At 60.7% G+C, this 18,415-nt stretch carries 12 protein-coding genes; 6 read left to right on the plus strand and 6 right to left on the minus strand.

Annotation, left to right across the window (positions count from 1 at the left end):
* Nucleotides 1-89: 89 nt before the first annotated feature.
* From SLIT_RS09290 to SLIT_RS09315, 6 genes are all read right to left on the minus strand, one after another.
* The gene (locus tag SLIT_RS09290) at nucleotides 90-2,642 is read right to left on the minus strand and encodes a 3-hydroxyacyl-CoA dehydrogenase/enoyl-CoA hydratase family protein (protein ID WP_013029983.1); all 2,553 of its coding nucleotides are present in this window, start codon (nucleotides 2,640-2,642) and stop codon (nucleotides 90-92) included.
* Nucleotides 2,643-2,709: 67 nt separating this feature from the next.
* On the minus strand, nucleotides 2,710-4,029 hold the full coding sequence (locus SLIT_RS09295) for an OmpP1/FadL family transporter (protein WP_013029984.1): 1,320 nt from the start codon (nucleotides 4,027-4,029) through the stop codon (nucleotides 2,710-2,712).
* Nucleotides 4,030-4,091: 62 nt separating this feature from the next.
* Nucleotides 4,092-4,490: an acyl-CoA thioesterase gene (locus SLIT_RS09300; RefSeq protein ID WP_013029985.1), complete on the minus strand. Its 399-nt coding sequence runs from the start codon at nucleotides 4,488-4,490 to the stop codon at nucleotides 4,092-4,094.
* Nucleotides 4,490-6,298, minus strand: a complete 1,809-nt coding sequence (locus SLIT_RS09305; RefSeq protein WP_013029986.1) for an AMP-dependent synthetase/ligase — start codon at nucleotides 6,296-6,298, stop codon at nucleotides 4,490-4,492. Before SLIT_RS09305 ends, SLIT_RS09300 begins: the two co-directional genes overlap by 1 nt.
* Nucleotides 6,299-6,327: 29 nt before the next feature.
* Nucleotides 6,328-7,146 (minus strand): SDR family oxidoreductase, encoded by an 819-nt coding sequence (locus SLIT_RS09310; RefSeq protein ID WP_013029987.1) that lies wholly within the window; start codon nucleotides 7,144-7,146, stop codon nucleotides 6,328-6,330.
* Nucleotides 7,143-9,578, minus strand: a complete 2,436-nt coding sequence (locus SLIT_RS09315) for an acyl-CoA dehydrogenase (RefSeq protein ID WP_013029988.1) — start codon at nucleotides 9,576-9,578, stop codon at nucleotides 7,143-7,145. Before SLIT_RS09315 ends, SLIT_RS09310 begins: the two co-directional genes overlap by 4 nt.
* Before the next feature lie 144 nt (nucleotides 9,579-9,722).
* Here SLIT_RS09315 and SLIT_RS09320 point away from each other — a divergent pair, with 144 nt between their 5' ends.
* The 6 genes from SLIT_RS09320 to SLIT_RS09345 all read left to right on the plus strand — a co-directional run bounded on the left by SLIT_RS09320 (nucleotide 9,723) and on the right by SLIT_RS09345 (nucleotide 18,349).
* Nucleotides 9,723-10,100 carry a DUF2946 domain-containing protein gene (locus SLIT_RS09320; RefSeq protein WP_013029989.1) on the plus strand — a complete coding sequence of 126 codons (378 nt, stop codon included), beginning with the start codon at nucleotides 9,723-9,725 and terminating at the stop codon, nucleotides 10,098-10,100.
* Between the two features lie 104 nt (nucleotides 10,101-10,204).
* Nucleotides 10,205-11,515 carry a TolC family protein gene (locus tag SLIT_RS09325; RefSeq protein ID WP_013029990.1) on the plus strand — a complete coding sequence of 437 codons (1,311 nt, stop codon included), beginning with the start codon at nucleotides 10,205-10,207 and terminating at the stop codon, nucleotides 11,513-11,515.
* Nucleotides 11,512-13,086, plus strand: a complete 1,575-nt coding sequence (locus SLIT_RS09330; RefSeq protein ID WP_013029991.1) for an efflux RND transporter periplasmic adaptor subunit — start codon at nucleotides 11,512-11,514, stop codon at nucleotides 13,084-13,086. Before SLIT_RS09325 ends, SLIT_RS09330 begins: the two co-directional genes overlap by 4 nt.
* Before the next feature lies 1 nt (nucleotide 13,087).
* Nucleotides 13,088-16,375 (plus strand): CusA/CzcA family heavy metal efflux RND transporter, encoded by a 3,288-nt coding sequence (locus SLIT_RS09335; protein ID WP_013029992.1) that lies wholly within the window; start codon nucleotides 13,088-13,090, stop codon nucleotides 16,373-16,375.
* Nucleotides 16,372-16,728: a copper-binding protein gene (locus SLIT_RS09340; protein WP_013029993.1), complete on the plus strand. Its 357-nt coding sequence runs from the start codon at nucleotides 16,372-16,374 to the stop codon at nucleotides 16,726-16,728. The genes SLIT_RS09335 and SLIT_RS09340 overlap by 4 nt, the downstream gene beginning before the upstream one ends.
* 280 nt (nucleotides 16,729-17,008) lie before the next feature.
* On the plus strand, nucleotides 17,009-18,349 hold the full coding sequence (locus SLIT_RS09345) for a class I SAM-dependent methyltransferase (protein WP_013029994.1): 1,341 nt from the start codon (nucleotides 17,009-17,011) through the stop codon (nucleotides 18,347-18,349).
* Nucleotides 18,350-18,415 lie beyond the last annotated feature (66 nt).

Below are 18,415 nucleotides of genomic sequence, written 5' to 3' on the forward strand. Positions count from 1 at the left end.
CTATCTCTAGAAGAGTGCAATCAGTCCGTAACGAAATCATCTTGATATTTACTCAATTTATACAGCGAAAATGCTTCCTAATTTACCAATCAGTTCCGCAACGGCTTCCCGTTCTTCAACATGTACTCGATCCTGTCCTGTGTCTTGAACGTCCCCAGCAGTTCCATGAAATTGCGCCGCTCCAGGTCGAGCAGCCATTGTTCGTCCACCAGGCAGCCCGCTTCCACATGCCCGCCGCACAGTGTCTCGGCGACGCGGCAGCCGATCATGTAGTCGTGCTCGGAGATGAAGTTGCCTTCCAGCATGTTGACCATGGCGGCCTGCAGCGTGGCGATGCCGGTGCTGCCTGCGACCATGATCTGGCGCTGGTGCAGCGGCGGCCGGTACGCGGTGGCGTTGAGCGCCTTCGCTTCTTCCTTGGCGATGTGCAACAGTTCGAAGCGGTTGAGCACGATGCGGTCGGACTGCTTCAGGTAGCCCATCTCGCGCGCCATCTCTGCGCTCTTGGCGACCTCGCCCATGGCGATGTTCTGGAAATACTTGCGCATGTAGGGGAACACGTCGACGCGGTTGTCGCTGGCGAAACGCTGCGCTTCCGCCGCTGCGCGCTGCGCCATCTCCTTGCAGCCGCCACCGGCGGGCAGCAGGCCGACGCCAACCTCGACCAGGCCGATGTAGCTTTCCAGCGTGGCGACGATGCGCGAGCAGTGGATGGAGAATTCACAGCCGCCGCCGAGCGCGAGGCCGTCGATCGCGGCGATGGTAGGCACCTGCGCATACTTGAGGCGCATGGAGGCCTGCTGGAACTTGGCGACCACAGCTTCCACCTTGGGCACGTTGCCGGTGGCGGCATTGAATATCTCGCCCATTCCGCCGCCGCCAGCGATGGTGTATTTGACGCGGCTGGCCGCCTGCTTGAACTTGCCGAACATGCCTTCTTCAGGCGCAGGTTCCTGCATGCCCTGCATCAGCTGCAGCAGGTTTGCGCCGGCGGAGAACGGCGGCTCGGTCTGCCACAGGATGAGCGCGCTGAAGTGCTCTTCCGCTTCGCCCACCGCACGCAGGATGCCGTCCAGCACGTCGTTGTCGACGGTGTGCATCTTGCTCTTGAAACTCAGGATGGCGATGTCGTCGCCGGTGTGCCACATGCGCACCACATCGTTCTCGAATACGGTCTCGCCGTAATGACGCTCTTCGCCAAGCAGGTGATCGGGATAGAGCTGGCGTTGATAGACCGGGAGCGTGGAACGGGGTTGGTAGCCGCCCTCCCTCTCCCTCCGCTGCGCTCCTCCCTCTCCCGCAGGCGGGAGAGGGGTTAGGGGAGAGGGTGCATAAGAACCTTGCGCAGTGTGGACGCCTGTCCGTGTCGCATCGGTGACCCATGCGGGCAGCGGCGCGGAAGCCATGGACTTGCCTGCGACAATGTCTTCGGCGATCCAGCCGGCCACCTGCTGCCAGCCAGCTGCCTGCCATATTTCGAACGGACCATTGTCCCAGCCGAAGCCCCAGCGCACGGCAAAATCGAGGTCGCGTGCATTGTTGGCGATGTTCTCCAGATGCAGTGCGCAGTAATGGAACACGTCGCGGAACACCGCCCACAGGAACTGCGCCTGCGGATGCTGGCTATTGCGCAATCCAGCGAGTTTCTTCGCCCAGTCGCGTTCGCGCAGGATCTCTTTCACAGCGTCGTTCACCTTGGCGTCGGACAGACGGTACTCGCGCGTGTGCAGGTCCAGCACGTGGATCTCCTTGCCGATCTTCTGGTAGATGCCGCGCTTGGTCTTCTGCCCCAGCGAGCCCTGGTCGACCAGGTACTGGAACCAGCTTGGCAGTTCGAAGTGCTTGTGCCACGGGTCTTCGGTGAGATTCTCGCGCATGGTGTTGACCACGTGCGCGAACACGTCGAGGCCGACCACGTCCAGCGTGCGGAAGGTGGCGCTCTTGGGGCGGCCGAGGTAACGACCGGTGAGCGCATCCACCATGTCGAAGCCGAGGTTGAACGCCGCCGCATGGTGCTTGGTGGCGAGCATGGAGAACACGCCGATGCGGTTGGCGATGAAGTTGGGGGTGTCTTTCGCGCGCACCACACCCTTGCCCAGCGTGGAGACGAGGAAGGTCTCCAGCTGGTCGAGCAGCACAGGCTCGGTGCCCTTGCAGGGGATCAGCTCGACCAGGTGCATGTAGCGCGGCGGGTTGAAGAAGTGGATGCCGCAGAAGCGGTGGCGCAGGTTCTCGGGGAAGGCTTCGGCCAGCTTATTGATGGAAAGGCCGGAAGTGTTGGTCGCGAAGATGGCGTTGGCATTAACGAACGGTGCGACCTTGCGGTACAGGTCTGACTTCCAGTCCATGCGCTCGGCGATGGCTTCGATGATGAGGTCGCACTCGCGCAGTTTTTCCAGGTGCTGGTCGTAATTGGCGGGCTGGATGTAAGTGATCCTGGCCGGGCTGGAGATGGGCGCCGGTTCGAGCTTCTTCAGGCCATCCAGCGCCTTGTTCACATTGCCGTTGGGGTCCCCTTCTTTCGCGGGCAACTCGAACAACAGCACCTCGACATTGGCGTTGACCATATGCGCGGCGATCTGCGCTCCCATCACGCCTGCACCGAGGACGGCGACCTTACGAACATTCAGATGATTGCTCATCGCGACACTCCCATTCATTTGATTGCTTGACCAGCGGCAGGACTACCCCGCCACTCACTCAATACTGTCAGAAACTGTAGGCATATTGCACGCTCAATATGTCAACGCTATTGCTGTAGCTGCCGACCAGGATGCCTGCGCCCGTCGCGGCCTGGTTGTTGGCGATGGGTGCATCTTTCATGAACAGGTGCGCATAGGCGAAGTCCACCTTGCTTGCGACCGAGACCTTGTATTGCCCGCCGAACGTCACCCAGGTGCGGTTACTGTCCGGGATGCGCGCGGTGCGGTAGGCATCCGGCACCGGTGTCTGGTCGTATGCCAGGCCGATGCGCGACAGCCATTGCTCGTTGTAGTGGTAGGTGGAACCAACCGCTACGCGCCAGGTGTCTTTCCAGTTCTCGGGGATATTCTGCACCACGGCGCCATTGGTGCGGGTGACCACCAGCTGTTGCAGTTTGCTCCAGCCGGTCCAGGTCGCATCGGCCATCATGTCCCACTTGTCGTTCAACTGGTGGAAGCCGCTGATCGAGAACGTATCGGGCATGGTGATCGGCAAGTTCACGTCGCCATTCTGCAGCGTCGGGCTGGCTGCCAGTGCTGTCGGCACCGATGTGAAACTGACCGTACCTTTCAGGTTGTATTTCAGTTTGGAACGATATGACAGACCGATGCGGGCGTTGGGCATGACATCGATCAAAACGCCCAAGTTATACCCCCAGGCAGAGTCGTTGCCGGTCATCGTCGTGATGCCTTCCACACCCGGCCCACCGACCGCAGTCAACAAAGCGCCACCGCCTGCCGAGAAGGCCGCTGCGCTGTAGTTCACTGCGCTGCTCAGTTCGCCGCTGATGTGCTGGTAGTTCAGTCCGATACCCAGACTGACTGTGTCACTCATCTGGTAGGCCAGGGAAGGGTTCAGGTTGATCGTCTGGATCTTGGAAGTGATGGCCTGGAAACGCCCGATCCAGGTCGGATCGTATTTTGTCTGCAAGCCGAATGGTGCATTGATGCCCAGACCGAAGCGCAGCACGGGCTGGATCTCCGTCACTATATAGGTATTGGGTACCAGCGCCAGACTGCCAGCATCGCCGCCGTTGCCGCCTGCCGTCTGCAAGGCAGCGCCGGTGGAGCCGGTATCGCGGAATTTCGCCGAAGGCTGGATAAAACTGCCCGCCACCGTCACCTGATTGCCATTCAGCCTGGACATGCCGGCCGGGTTGAAGAAGATGGTGCTTGCATCCTCGGCTGCTGCCGCTCCTCCGGCATACGCATTGCCGGTGCCACTGCTTTGCTCGATCAACGCGAACGCCGAGGCCGACGCATTTCCCGACATCGCCAACAACGCACTGGCAACCGAAATACCCAACAATGTCTGCTTCAATCTCATCTTCGTTTCTCCATAGTTAACGTTTGAATGGCGTCGCTGCGAACATCAGCGACAGCAAAATCTCAATCCTGCGGCGGCAACGGCCTCGGCTTGCGATCGTCGCCGACCGCGACATAGGTCAGCGTCGCCTCGGTCACCTTCAGGCAGGTCGGGTTCTCGGGGTCGCGCTGCACATAGACCTCGACATCGACGGTGATCGAGGTCGTGCCGGTCTTGACGATCCTGGAATAAAAGCTCACCACGTCGCCGACGAAGATGGGCTGCTTGAACACGAACGAATTCACCGCGATCGTCGCCACCCTGCCTTTGGCACGGTGCACGGCGGGGATGCTGCCGGCGATGTCCACCTGCCCCATCAGCCAGCCGCCGAAGATGTCGCCGGTATAGTTCGCATCCGACGGCATCGCCGCCACGCGCAAGGTCGGCTGACGGTCGGGCAAGGAAATCTTCTCTTCACTCATCAGTGCCCCTTGTAAAGTTCGTCGATCTGCCTGCTGAACGCCGCCACCACATGGTTGCGCTTCAAGCTCAGCTTGGGCGTGAGCAAACCGTTGTCGATGGTCCACGGCTCGCGCAGCAGCAGCACGCGATGCACCTTGGCATAGCCGGGAAAGCCGCTCAGGTTGCGCGCGATGCGCCGCAACACCTTGGCTTCCACCGCGCTGTCGGTCAGCGATTCCGGCATGTCGGGACGCACACCGACCTTGGCAGCGACCTGCAACCACACCTCCGGATTGAGCACGGCCAGCGCGATCAGGTACGGACGTCCTTCGCCGTAGATCATCACCTGGTCGATCAGCGGGTCGTGCAGGATGGCGGCCTCCATGTCGGCGGGCGGCATCTTCTCGCCGTTGGACAGCACGATGATCTCTTTCAGGCGACCGGTGATGTAGATGTGGCCCGTTTCGCTGATATGCGCGATGTCGCCGGTGTTCAGCCAGCCATCGGCGTCGATCATGGCCCTGGTCGCTTCCGGATTGTTCCAGTAGCCCATCATCACGTTCGGCCCCTTCACCAGCAGGGCGTGCTGTTCGCCCAGTTTCACCTGCACGCCGCGTATCGGCTGGCCCACGCTGTCGGGGAAGTTGTTGTCGAGCTTGTTGCCGGAAACGATGGGACTGGTCTCGGTGAGTCCATAGCCTTGCACCACCGGCAATCCCAGGCCGACGAACACGCGCGAGATCTCCGGCGCGAGCGCCGCGCCTCCGCTGACCGTGGTGCGCAGGCGCCCGCCGAGGCGTTCCAGTATCTTTTGTGCCACCAGTTTGTCCAGCAGCGGCCACAGCAGGAACGAGGGTTTCCAGCCGCCGCGCCTTTGCTGATGCAGGAAGCGCGCCCAGCCCACTTCCACGGCCAGGTGGAACAGCATGCGCTTGAATGCCGGGCCTTCGGCCAGCTTGGTGCTGATCGCGCCGTAGATCCGTTCGTAGATGCGCGGTACCGAGATCAGGATGGTCGGCTTGATGGTCTTCAGGTCTTCCGACAGCAGCGGGATGGAGCGCGCATAGGCGACCGTCGCCGCCGTCATCACTTGCAGGTAATAGCCGCAAGTGCGCTCGAAGGTATGCGACAGCGGCAGGAAGGAAAGCAGCAGGTCGTCGCCGCGTACCATGAAGGTAGCCATCGCATCGTAGGTATTGCTCAGCATGTTGTTGTGGCTCAGCATCACGCCCTTCGGCCTGCCGGTGGTGCCCGAGGTGTAGATGATGCTGGCGAGTTCCTTGCAGTCGCACGGGACAGGCGCTTGCAACTCTGCCAGTTGAGTGAGCAGATATTTCGCCGCAGGCACCAGACGCGGCTCATCGTTCCTGAAATCGTCCAGCGACACGAAGCGCTGCACACAACCCATCTGCCCGACCACGCCGGAGAGTTCCTGCCATTGCGCTTCGGTCTCGAACAGCAGCACCTTCACTTGCGCATCGTTGACGATATAGGCGATGTTGTCCGCGCGATCCACGGTGTACAGGGGCACGGTGATCAGCCCCAGCGACATCGCGGCCTGGTCGAACATCACCCATTGCGGACAGTTGCGCAACATGATGGCGACGCGATCACCCTTGACCAGTCCTTCCCTCGCCAGCGCAGCCTGCCAGCGCGCCACCTGCTCGAGCATCTGCCCCCAGCTCAGGTCGACCCAGACCGACTGCCGCACATCGAAGAATTTATAGGCGATCTTGTCCTGCGAGCGCCGTACACGTTCCAGGAACAGGCCGTGCAGTGTCACCGCCTGCTGCGGCGATATCACATCGTCGTTTTGTGCTGCCGTCATCCCTACCCCCTGTTTTGTTTTTATGTTTGCTACAAGAACAGATCGTTGTACAGCGGCTCACCTGGGCTGACCGCGTATTGGTCGAAGTTCTTCACGCCCGACGCGCGCAACACCTCGTCGTCGATGAAGAAGAAACCGCTGAAGGTCTTGCTGTCGCGCAGCAGGATGGCATGCGCCGCATCCGCCACGATGGCCGGCTTGCGCGAAGCGCGCAGGATGGCTTCCGGAAAGTTGAATTCGATGGCGGCCGTGGCGATGGTGGTGCGCGGCCACAGGCAGTTCACTGCGATGCCGTCGTCGGCGAACTCTTTCGCCATGCCCAGGGCACACAGGCTCATGCCGAATTTCGAGATGGTATAGGCGACATGGGGCGCAAACCATTTCGCCTCGAAATTGAGCGGCGGCGACAGCGTGAGGATATGCGGATTGGCTGCCTGCTTCAGATGCGGAATGCAGGCCTGCGAAGCAAGAAAGGTCGCGCGCATGTTGACGTCCCACATCAGGTCGAGACGTTTGGCCGGGGTCTGCAAGGTCGGGGTGAGGCTGATCGCGCTGGCGTTGTTCACCAGCACGTCGATGCCGCCGAAATGCGCTGCTGCCTGTTCGACCGCATAATGGATAGCCTGCTCGTCGCGCACGTCGAGCTGGATCGCCAGCGCCTGCCCGCCCGCAGCTACCACCTCTTCCGCCACGCTGTGGATGGTGCCCGGCAATTTGGGATGCGCCTCTGCCGTCTTGCCGGTGATGACCACCCTGGCGCCGTCGCGCGCGCAGCGCAAGGCGATCTCGCGCCCGATACCGCGACTGGAACCGGTGATGAAGATCACCTTGTCGCGCAAGCCGGTCATCCCTGATTCGCCATCAATTGCTCAGGCGCGAAGTCGTCCACCATGATGACCTTGCGGCGCAACGCATAGTCGCGCTCCAGTTGCAGTGCCTGCTCGGCATCGATGAGGCCCAGCTCGCGCGCTTCCGCGATCTGCAGCAGCTCTTCGCGCGCCTTGATCTTGCCCGCCTTGCGCGCCGTTTCCAGCTCGGCCTGCAGCGGCTCGCAGGCCAGCGTGCTGGCGAGTGCCGCTTCCAGCGCCCCTACGGCATCCTCCTCGCTCGGCGAGATGAACATGCCCGCCGTCAGGCGATCGCGAACCGGGCCGGGCTTGAGCAGCAGCGAAGCGACCTGGTGGCCGATATGGTCGCTGGGCGGTTTGCGGTGCATGCCCAACGGGAAGATCATGGCACGCAACAGCAAGGCGGCAAAGCGGTTGGGGAAGTTCTGCAACACGCTGTCGAAGGCTGTCTCGATACGATAGAGACCGTCCTGCATGCCCCAGTGCAACAACGGCAGATCTTCCTCTGGACGACCATCGTCCTCGAAGCGTTTCAGCACGGCCGAGCACAGGTACATCTGGCTCAGCACATCGCCCAGGCGCGCCGACAGCTTCTCTTTGCGTTTGAGCCCGCCGCCCAGCACCAGCATGGAGACATCCGCCGCGAACGCGAATGCTGCCGAGTAGCGTGTCAGCGCCTGATAGTAGCGCCTGGTCGGTTGCTCGGTCGGCACGCCGATGATGCGCCCGCCGGTCAATCCATAGACCAGGCTGCGCACTGCGTTGCTGAGGCTGAAGCTGATGTGCCCGAACAGCGCCTCGTCGAATGCCCGCACGGCACGCTGGTTGTTCTGGTCTTGCGCCGCATGGATCTCCTTCAGCACGTAAGGATGCGAACGTACCGCGCCCTGCCCGAAGATGATGAGGCTGCGCGTAAGGATATTCGCTCCCTCCACGGTGATGCCGATGGGCGTTTGCTGGTAGGCGCGCCCCAGGTAGTTGTCCGGCCCCAGGCAAATGCCCTTGCCGCCGTGCACATCCATCGCATCGTTGATGACCATGCGTCCGCGTTCGGTGCAATGGTATTTGACGATGGCAGAGATGACCGAAGGCTTGCCACCCATGTCCACCGCCTGCGCCGTCATGGTGCGTGCCGCATCCATCACGTACAGGTGTCCGCCGATGCGTGTGAGCGCCTCTTCGACGCCTTCGAACTTGCCGACCGGCACTTTGAATTGTTTGCGCACGCGGCAATAGGCGCCGCTGGTGCGCGCTGCCAGCTTGACGCCGCCGGTGGCACTGGCCGGCAGCGAAATGGAGCGCCCCGCCGCCAGGCAGTCCATCAGCATGCGCCAACCGTGGCCGATGCGCATGGTGCCGCCGATGATGTAGTCCATCGGGATGAATACGTCCTTGCCGATGGTCGGTCCGTTCAGGAATGCCGAATTGAGCGGGAAATGCCGGCGCCCGACCTCGACGCCCGGCGTGTCGGTCGGGATCAGCGCCAGCGTGATGCCGCGCGAGACTTCGGCACCCAGCAGGTTTTGCGGGTCGAACAGTTTGAAGGCGAGACCGAGCAACGTCGCCACCGGCGCCAGCGTGATGTAGCGCTTCTCCCAGGTGACGCGCACGCCGAGCACGTTACTGTGCCCGTTGAAATCGCCGTAACAGACGATGCCGTAATCGGGGATCGCGCCCGCATCGGAACCGGCAAAAGGTCCGGTCAGCGCAAAGCACGGTACTTCCTTGCCGCTGGCCAGCCCGCGCAGATATTTGTCCTTCTGTTCCTGCGTGCCGTAATGCAGCAGCAACTCGGCCGGCCCCAGCGAGTTCGGCACCATCACGGTCACTGCCCCTGTGCCGCTGCGCGATGCGATCTTGGTGATCACTGCCGATTGCGCCTGCGCGGAGAATTCGAGGCCGCCATATTCCTTCGGGATGATCATGCCGAAGAAGCCTTTGTCCTTGATGAACTGCCAGGTTTCGGGCGACAGGTCCTGGCGCGTATGGGTGATGTCCCAATCGTCCAGCATCGCGCACAGTTGCTCGACTTCGTTATCGAGAAAGGCCTGCTCGCGATCGCTGAGCCCCGCCTTGGGCAAGGCCAGCAATTGTTTCCAGTGCGGATTGCCGCTGAACAGCTCGCCGTCCCAACCTACCGTACCCGCATCCAGCGCCTCCTGTTCGGTCTGCGAGACTTGCGGCAATATCTTGCGGAAGATGCCGAGAATGAAGCTGCTGACCAGCAAGCGGCGCAATGCGGGAATGCCCAGTACGGCGAGGAAAATTCCCAGCGCTATATAGACCGTTTGCAGAGCACCGTCGGAAATGCGACTCACCATCGCGATCAAGGGCACCAGCACCGCAATGGCGATCAACCATCCCCAGATGGAAGCGCGGAAAAAAGCTAGCAACAAGGCCACTACCAGTACCACCAACATCAATATCGCCATCGTCGCACCTTTTTTCCTGATATTCGAATGACGCTAACTTTAACCTCCGCGCGTGGTGCTGACAATGGATATATTCCCTCGCAACATGACAGGCTCAGACTTTCGTCGGTTGACTATCGCCCCGTCCTTTGCGACACTGAATGCATGTTACGTTCATGCAGAAAATTCATTGCCGTGCTGACGCTGCTGTGGCTGCCGATATTTACCGGCAACGCACTGGCGGCCTCGGTGTCGATGCTGTTGCTGCATGGCGGATGCAACGAGACTGCCATGTCGCAAACCATGTCCGATGAAACAATGGACATGGGGGAACACCCTGCGCATCACGATGCGACGCCTGCCCCTGCCGGCGATCACAGCACCTGCGGAGTCTGTCATCTGGCCTGCACCGGTTACCTGAATGTACCCGGCGTTGAAATATCTGCTGTGCACACGGTCGCTCGCGAGATCACCCCCTATCTGGTCGCGTTCGACTCCGTCACTTCCACTCCCCTGCTTCCTCCACCTCTCGTTCGCGCCTGACGCGGGACGAGTCCGTCTGTTGATTCCATAGTCTGACCCTGTCCCGCACCGTTCGGCAGCCGCATGCGGCTGTCCGTGATGCAAATGCAATCGGGATGCGGAACATGAAAATACCTTTATCAGTTTTATCCCTGCTGTGCGCGCTTTGGCTTACACCGGCCATCGCCGCGGAAGGGCAGCTGCACAACGGCGGAGTAAATACCGGGGATTCGGGGGCTGACGAACTGCTGGGCAGCAACCTCGCCGGATTGCTGGACTATGCACGCGAGCACAACCCGGAACTGGCCGCCACACGCTATGAAGCCGAGGCCGCGCAGCAGCGCACCGAATCTGCCGGCGCATTGCCCGACCCGGTGTTGCGCACCGAATTGATGGACATCACCAACAAGGGCAGCACCAGCCCGCGGCTGCTGCCTTCGCAGACCGGCAGCACGCGCTATACGCTGATGCAAAGCGTGCCCTGGTACGGCAGGCGCGACCTGCAGCGCGATGTCGCCGACGCGCAAGCGTCGAAGGCCAGCGGGCAGGTGGCTGCAAGCTGGTCCGATCTGGCGACCCGCATCAAGCAGACCTACGCCATGCACTACTTCGCCACCAACAGCGAGCAACTGGCGCAACAGACGCTGGCATTGCTGGGCAACCTCGAGCAGATCGCCCAGACGCGCTACGCCAATGGGCTGGGGCAGCAGCAGGACGTGATCCGGGTGCAGGTGGAAAAGACCATGCTGCGCAGCGAACTGATCTCGCTTGAGGAGGAAGGCCACCATACCCATGCACGGTTGAATGCATTGCTGTCGCGCCCGGTGAATGCGCCGCTGGCGGATCCTGTGCAACTGCGGCCGATGCCGTCTGCCGCGAAGCTGGACGAAACGACATTGCTGGAACGGCTGCGGGCACAGAATCCGCAACTGCGCATCGCCGAGGCGAACATCCAGGCTTCGGAAAAAACTCGCGACCTGGCCTACAACAACCGCTATCCCGGATTCACCCTGGGTGTCGCGCCCAATCAGTCCGGCAGCGCCGTGAGAAGCTGGGACCTGATGGTCGAGTTCAACATCCCCTTGCAGCAATCGTCGCGCCGTTCGCAGGAGCATGAAGCGGAAGCGCTGCTATCCGCATCGAACGCACGCAAGGCAGCCCTGCTCGATCAGACCCAGGCGGAATTATCGGAAAACCTGGATGCGCTGAAAGCCGCACAAGTCACCGAAGCGCTGATCGCCACACGCTTGTTGCCGCAGGCCGATCTCACTTATCAGTCCGCGCTGGTTGGTTACCAGAACGGCAAGGTGGATTTCGCCATGCTGATCGAAGCGCAAAAACAGATATTGAAGGCCAGGCAGCAGCAGCAGCAGGCCCGGACCGACATGCAATTACGGCTGGCCGACATCGAAAAACTGTTGGGAGAAGAATTATGAACAACCTGCTAAAACTGATCCTGGGCGCTCTGCTACTGTTGGGCGTAGCGACAGCCGGATACTGGTTCGGCATGTACTCGACTTCCGCTGCCAAGGAAACAGCAAGCGCAGCGAAGACGGAACGCAAGGTGCTGTACTACCGCAACCCGATGGGCTTGCCGGACACTTCGCCCGTGCCGAAGAAGGATTCGATGGGCATGGACTACGTGCCGGTCTATGCAGGTGAAGAAGCAACCAACCAACTCAACATCAGCACCGACAAGGTACAGAAACTGGGCGTGCAGAGCGCAGCAGCCGCGCTGCGCGAACTGGATCGGACGTTGCGCGTGACCGGACGCATCGAGGTCGACGAGCGCCGCACCTACGCCATCTCGCCGAAGTTCGAAGGCTGGGTGGAACGCCTCTACGTGAACACCACCGGACAGACCGTCAGCAAAGGCCAGCCTTTGTTCGATGTATACAGCCCGGAACTGGTTTCCGCACGAGGCGAATACGCACTCGCATTACAGGGACTGGCCGCACTGAAAGATGCCGATGCGGAGACGAAAGCGGGCATGCAACAGCTGGCGGATGCGAGCCGCTCACGCCTCAACAACTGGGACATCGCGGACGTGCCCCTCCCCTCTCCTCAATCCTCTCCCGCAAGCGGGCGAGGAGGCGAACGAGAAAAACAATCTTCAATTCCTGACAACTCGCGCGTGACGTTTCGCGCCCCGGTCACTGGCATCGTGCTGGAAAAGAAGGCCGTGCAGGGCATGCGCTTCATGCCGGGCGAGACGCTGTACCAGATCGCCGATCTTTCTTCGCTCTGGGTCATCGCCGAGATCAATGAACAGGATATCGGCCAGGTGCATATCGGCAACCGCGTCCAGGTCACGGTCGATGCCTGGCCGGAGCGGATGTTCGACGGCAAGGTGGATTTCATCTACCCCACGCTGAACAGCGCCACGCGCACGGTGCAGGTCCGTATCGAACTGGACAATCCCAAGGGCGTACTCAAACCAGCCATGTTCGCCAATGTCCGGATCGCCGTTGGCCAAAGCGGCAAGGTGCTGGCGGTGCCGACCTCCTCCGTGATCGACAGCGGCACCAGACAGGTGGTGCTGGTGCGTCTGGCGGAGGGACGTTTCGAGCCACGCGCAGTCACCCTGGGCAATCGCAGCGATAACTATGTCGAAGTGCTATCCGGTGTCGCAGAAGGCGAACAGGTCGTGACCTCGGCCAACTTCCTGCTGGATTCCGAAAGCAATCTCAAGGCGGCGTTGGGAAACATGAGCGAAGCGCAAAAAAACACCCTCACCCCAGCCCTCTCCCATGGGGAGAGGGAGCAAATCGTCGGCCATCAGGCTCAGGGCACGCTGGACTCCATCAACGACGACGGCACTGTCAGCATCACGCACGAACCGATCAAGTCGCTGGGCTGGCCGGGCATGACCATGGACTTCGCGCTGGCAAACTCGTCGCTGGCCGCCGGCATCAAACCGGGCAGCGCGGTCAGTTTCGAGATCGTCGAGCGCACCCCCGGCGAATGGGTGATCACCAAGCTGCAAGCTCGGCACGGGGGACACTGACATGCTCTCGAATATCATCGAATGGTCGGCACGCAACCGCTTTCTGGTTCTGCTGGCAACCTTGTTCGTCACACTGGCGGGCATCTATGCGCTGATCAAGACTCCGCTGGATGCGCTGCCCGACCTGTCCGACGTGCAGGTGATCGTCTATACCGAATATCCGGGACAGGCACCGCAGGTGGTGGAAGACCAGGTCACCTATCCGCTCACCACGGCGATGCTGGCCGTGCCGAAATCGAAGGTGGTGCGCGGTTTCTCGTTCTTCGGTGCCTCCTTCGTGTATGTGATCTTCGAGGACGGCACCGACATCTACTGGGCGCGCTCGCGTGTGCTGGAATACCTGAACAGCATCGCCGGACGCATGCCCAGAGGCGTAACGCCGCAACTGGGGCCGGATGCGACCGGCGTGGGCTGGGTGTACCAGTACGCCGTGCTCAGCGACAAACATAACCTCGCCGAGCTGCGCACCATGCAAGACTGGTACCTGCGCTATCAGCTGACCAAGGCGCACGGCGTGGCGGAAGTCGCCTCGCTGGGCGGTTTCGTGCAGCAGTACCAGGTGACGGTCGATCCGGTGAAGCTGCGCGCTTACGGCATTCCGCTGAACCGGGTGTCGGAGGTCATACGCGACTCGAATCGCGATGTCGGCGGACGCGTGGTGGAGATGGCCGAGACCGAATACATGGTGCGCGGCAAAGGCTACCTGCACGGCATCAGCGACATCGAGAATCTGGTGGTGAAAGCCGAACGCGGCACGCCGGTGCTGCTGCGCGACATCGCCAGTGTCGAACTGGGTCCGGATGAACGGCGTGGCATCTCCGAACTGAACGGCGAAGGTGAAGTGGTGTCCGGCATTGCCATCGCCCGCTACGGGCAAAATGCGCTGGAGGTCATCCGCAACATCAAGGACAAGATCGCCGAGATCACGCCCGGCTTGCCCGAGGGCGTCAGCATCAACACGGTGTACGACCGTTCCGAACTTATCCTGCGCGCCATTGCCACGCTCAAGCACACCTTGCTCGAAGAGGGAGTGATCGTCGCGCTGGTGTGCATGGTCTTCCTGATGCATGCACGCAGCGCCCTGGTCGCCATCGTGATGCTGCCCATCGGCGTGCTGATCGCCTTCATCGCCATGCATCTGCTCGGGCTTAACTCCAACATCATGAGCCTGGGCGGCATCGCCATCGCGATTGGCGCGATGGTGGATGCGGCGATCGTGATGATCGAGAATGCGCATAAGCATCTGGAGAGACTGGATCAATCAGCTGGTGTTCAAAGAGTGTTTCCCCACCCCAACCCCTCCCCCGAAGGGAGAGGGGCTTTACTCCCTTCCCCCGCCGGGGGAAGGGCAAAGGATGAGGGAACACTTTTTGCCGGCCGCTCCGCCGCCATCCTCTCCGCATGCAAGGAAGTGGGGCCTTCCCTCTTTTTTTCGCTGCTCATCATCACCGTATCGTTCATGCCGGTGTTCACGCTGGAAGCACAGGAGGGTCGGCTGTTCGCCCCGCTCGCCTACACCAAGACCTTCGCCATGGCAGGCGCAGCCTTGCTTTCCGTCACGCTGGTGCCGGTGCTGATGCTGCTGTTCATCCGCGGTCATGTCCGCTCTGAAGCCGAGAATCCGCTGAACCGCTGGCTGATCGCAGGCTACCGCCCGCTCATCGATGCCGCGCTGCAACGCAAGAAGTCCACGCTCGCCATTGCCGCTCTGACCATTCTGCTATCCGTCTGGCCTGCCATGAAGCTGGGCAGCGAGTTCATGCCGACGCTGAACGAAGGCACCCTGTTCTACATGCCTACCGCATTGCCCGGCATGTCGGTGACCAAGGCGGCGGAGCTGCTGCAGACGCAGAACAAGATCATCAAGAGCTTCCCCGAAGTGGCGTCGGTGTACGGCAAGGCCGGACGCGCGCAAACCGCCACCGATCCAGCACCGCTGGAAATGTTCGAGACCGTGATCAACCTCAAGCCGCAGGAGGATTGGCGCCCGGGAATGGATACCGACAAGCTGATCGCCGAGATGGACAAGGCACTGCAATTCCCCGGCGTGGCCAACTCGTGGACCATGCCGATCAAGGCGCGCATCGACATGCTCTCCACCGGCATCCGCACGCCCATCGGCATCAAGGTGTTCGGCAAGAATCTGGACGAGATGGAACGTCTCGCCAAACAGATCGAGTCCGTGGTCAAGAAGATACCGGGTACCAGCAGCGCCTATGCCGAGCGCATCACCGGCGGCTACTACCTGAACATCGAGCCGGACCGGCTGGCACTGGCGCGTTACGGATTGTCGGTGGGCGAGGTACAGGATGTGATCGCCACCGCGCTGGGCGGCGAGAACGTCACCACCACGGTGGAAGGATTGGAGCGCTTCGGTGTGAACGTGCGCTATCCGCGCGACCTGCGCGACTCACCGGAGCAGATCGCGCGCGAAGTGCTGCTTACCGCAAATAACGGTGCAATGATCCCGCTCGGGCAGGTCGCCAGGGTGAACATCAGCATGGGCGCACCATCCATCCGCACCGAAAACTCGCTGCTCTCGGCCTACATCTATGTGGACATCCGCGACCGCGACATCGGTTCTTATGTGGCCGAAGCACGCAAGGCAGTGGCCGATCAGGTGAAGTTCCCGCCCGGCTACTACGCCGCCTGGAGCGGCCAGTTCGAATATATGGAACGCGCCGCGGCCAAGATGAAGATCGTGATCCCCATCACGCTGCTGCTCATCTTCCTGTTGCTATACCTCAATTTCCAGCGTGTCGCCGAATCGCTGATCGTGATGCTGTCGGTGCCGTTCGCATTGGTCGGCGGGGTGTGGCTGCTGTGGCTGCTCGGCTACAACCTCTCGGTGGCGGTGGCGGTCGGTTTCATCGCGCTGGCCGGCGTGGCAGCGGAGACCGGCGTGGTGATGCTGATCTACCTGGAGCAGGCCTGGCAGGAAGTCCTGATGCGTTGCGAGGAAGCAGGACGGCCTGCGACTGCTGCCGATCTGCACCGCGCCATCATGCAGGGTGCGGTAGAACGAGTGCGCCCGAAAATGATGACCGTGGTGGCGATCATGGCCGGTTTGCTGCCCATCCTGTGGAGCAGTGGGACCGGCTCGGAAGTGATGCGCCGCATCGCCGCGCCAATGGTCGGCGGCATGATCTCCTCGGCCGTGCTGACGCTGCTGGTGATACCAGCCATCTATGCACTGCTCAAACAACACCAGCTTGCATCTGCCACCCGGGGTGCGACAGAACAGGCGAATCTCACTGCACCCCATCCAACCGGAAAGGAACAGCAATGAAAACTTTGACACTCTTACTGGGCATGAGCCTCGCGATCGGCAGCGGAATAGCGCATGCTGCCACACATGACCACGACATGTCGCAGCAACAGATGACAATGGCAATGCCGGCTGCTGCCGCGACGTCAAGTCACAAGGGAGCCGGTGTGATCAGGGCGGTGAACGAGAAAGCTCGCAAGATCCAGATCGCCCATGAACCGATTGCCGACCTGGAGTGGCCCGCAATGACCATGTGGTTCGGGCTGCAGGATCCCGTGCCAATGGGCATGAAGGTGGGTGATGCCGTGCTGTTTGAACTGGAACAAAATCCATTCGGCAAATGGGTGATTACCCGCATTGAACCCAGGCGCTGAACGGTGTCAAATGCTAGCCGGACGCGCCTGCCCGATGTCGATGCAACGAGGGACTTTCTCTGCACGTCCCGCATGGAACCTTGGCACACTCCGCAGTTCCAATGCAGCACATGGAGTACGCTCGTTCCCTGCTGAACGGGCGTTTTGCTTCGGTATCCTTTATGCGGCCGGGAAAGTCATTCCGGTTCTGTCATGCAGTCCTGTGCTTCGGGGCAGTTGTATTTATTTTGAAGTGGCTTGATCGAACATTCTCTAACCGTTCAGGAAGGAGTTTTGTGAAATGGCAGACACTTACCAGAATAGCATTTCCGGCCGCAATCCCGGCAGCGAGCTGGCAAAACATATCCTTGCACGATTGTTCCGGAATTTCGAAGGAAGTTTTCTCATCCGCCTCTGGGACGGTTCCGTGATCAACGCGGGGCGAGGTCGACCTGAGTTCTCTTTGACCTTCCGCTCCTCCAAGGCCTTCCAGGACATGGTCATGTCGCACCATCCGCTGCGCGTCGTCGAATCCTATTTTCAGGGCCTCATCGATGTCGATGGCGATCTCTACAGCGTGCTCAAGCTGCGCCACTATCTGGCTTCGTTGCACTTGTCGCTCACAGAGAAGGCCATATTTGCAGCCAAGGCCTTGATGATCAAACCGGACAAGACCGAGTCGCAAGGCAGTCGAAAATGGGCAAAGAACCTTAAACAAAAACTTGGCCTGGAAGCCGGTAAAGAACTTAATCGGGATGCCATCTCCTTCCACTACGATGTTTCCAACGATTTCTATGCGCTGTGGCTGGACCAGCAGATGGTCTATTCCTGCGCCTATTACGAGGAGGCCAGCCAGAGCCTGGAACAAGCGCAATGCAACAAGCTCGATCATATTTGCCGCAAATTGCGGCTCAAGCCGGGCGAATGGCTGCTCGATATCGGCTGTGGCTGGGGGGCGCTGATCTGCTGGGCGGCGGAACACTACGGCGTGAATGCGCACGGCATCACGCTAAGCCGCAAGCAGTACGATCATGCTCAACGAACGATCAATCGCCGCGGGCTCGGACAAAAGGTTACCGTCGAACTGATGGACTACCGCGACCTCAAGGGCGAGGCCGAGTACGACAAGCTGGCGAGCGTTGGCATGTTCGAGCACGTAGGCCTGAAGAACCTGCCGGCCTATTTTGCCGTGGCCAACCGGGTACTCAAACCTGGCGGCCTGTTCCTGAACCACGGCATCACCAGCGATGAGGGAGGCTGGAAGAAGAGCATCACGACCGAATTCATCAATCGCTACGTCTTTCCGGACGGGCAACTCGAAACTATCAGCACCGTGCAACAGATCATGGAAGATGCGAAATTCGAGATCCACGATGTCGAAGGGCTGCGCCATCATTATGCGTTGACGTTGCGCGAGTGGGTAAGACGTCTCGAACAGCATCATGAAGAAGCGATAAGCCACGTATCCGAACCTACCTACCGCATCTGGCGGTTCTATATGGCAGCCTGCGCCCAGCAGTTCGAGGAAGGTCATACCGGCCTGTACCAGATATTGGCTTCCAAACGCATGCCTTTTTCCGATCCTGTCCCACTCACAAGGCGCGATCTTTATACCGGTCATGTCAATGGCAAAGGGGAATGAGTGATGGATATCAGCTGGCGTTGCTGACGGGGTTATGAGCATCCGGGAGTACACTGCATATCGATC

It is taken from the genome of Sideroxydans lithotrophicus ES-1 (assembly GCF_000025705.1).
GTDB lineage: Bacteria > Pseudomonadota > Gammaproteobacteria > Burkholderiales > Gallionellaceae > Sideroxyarcus > Sideroxyarcus lithotrophicus.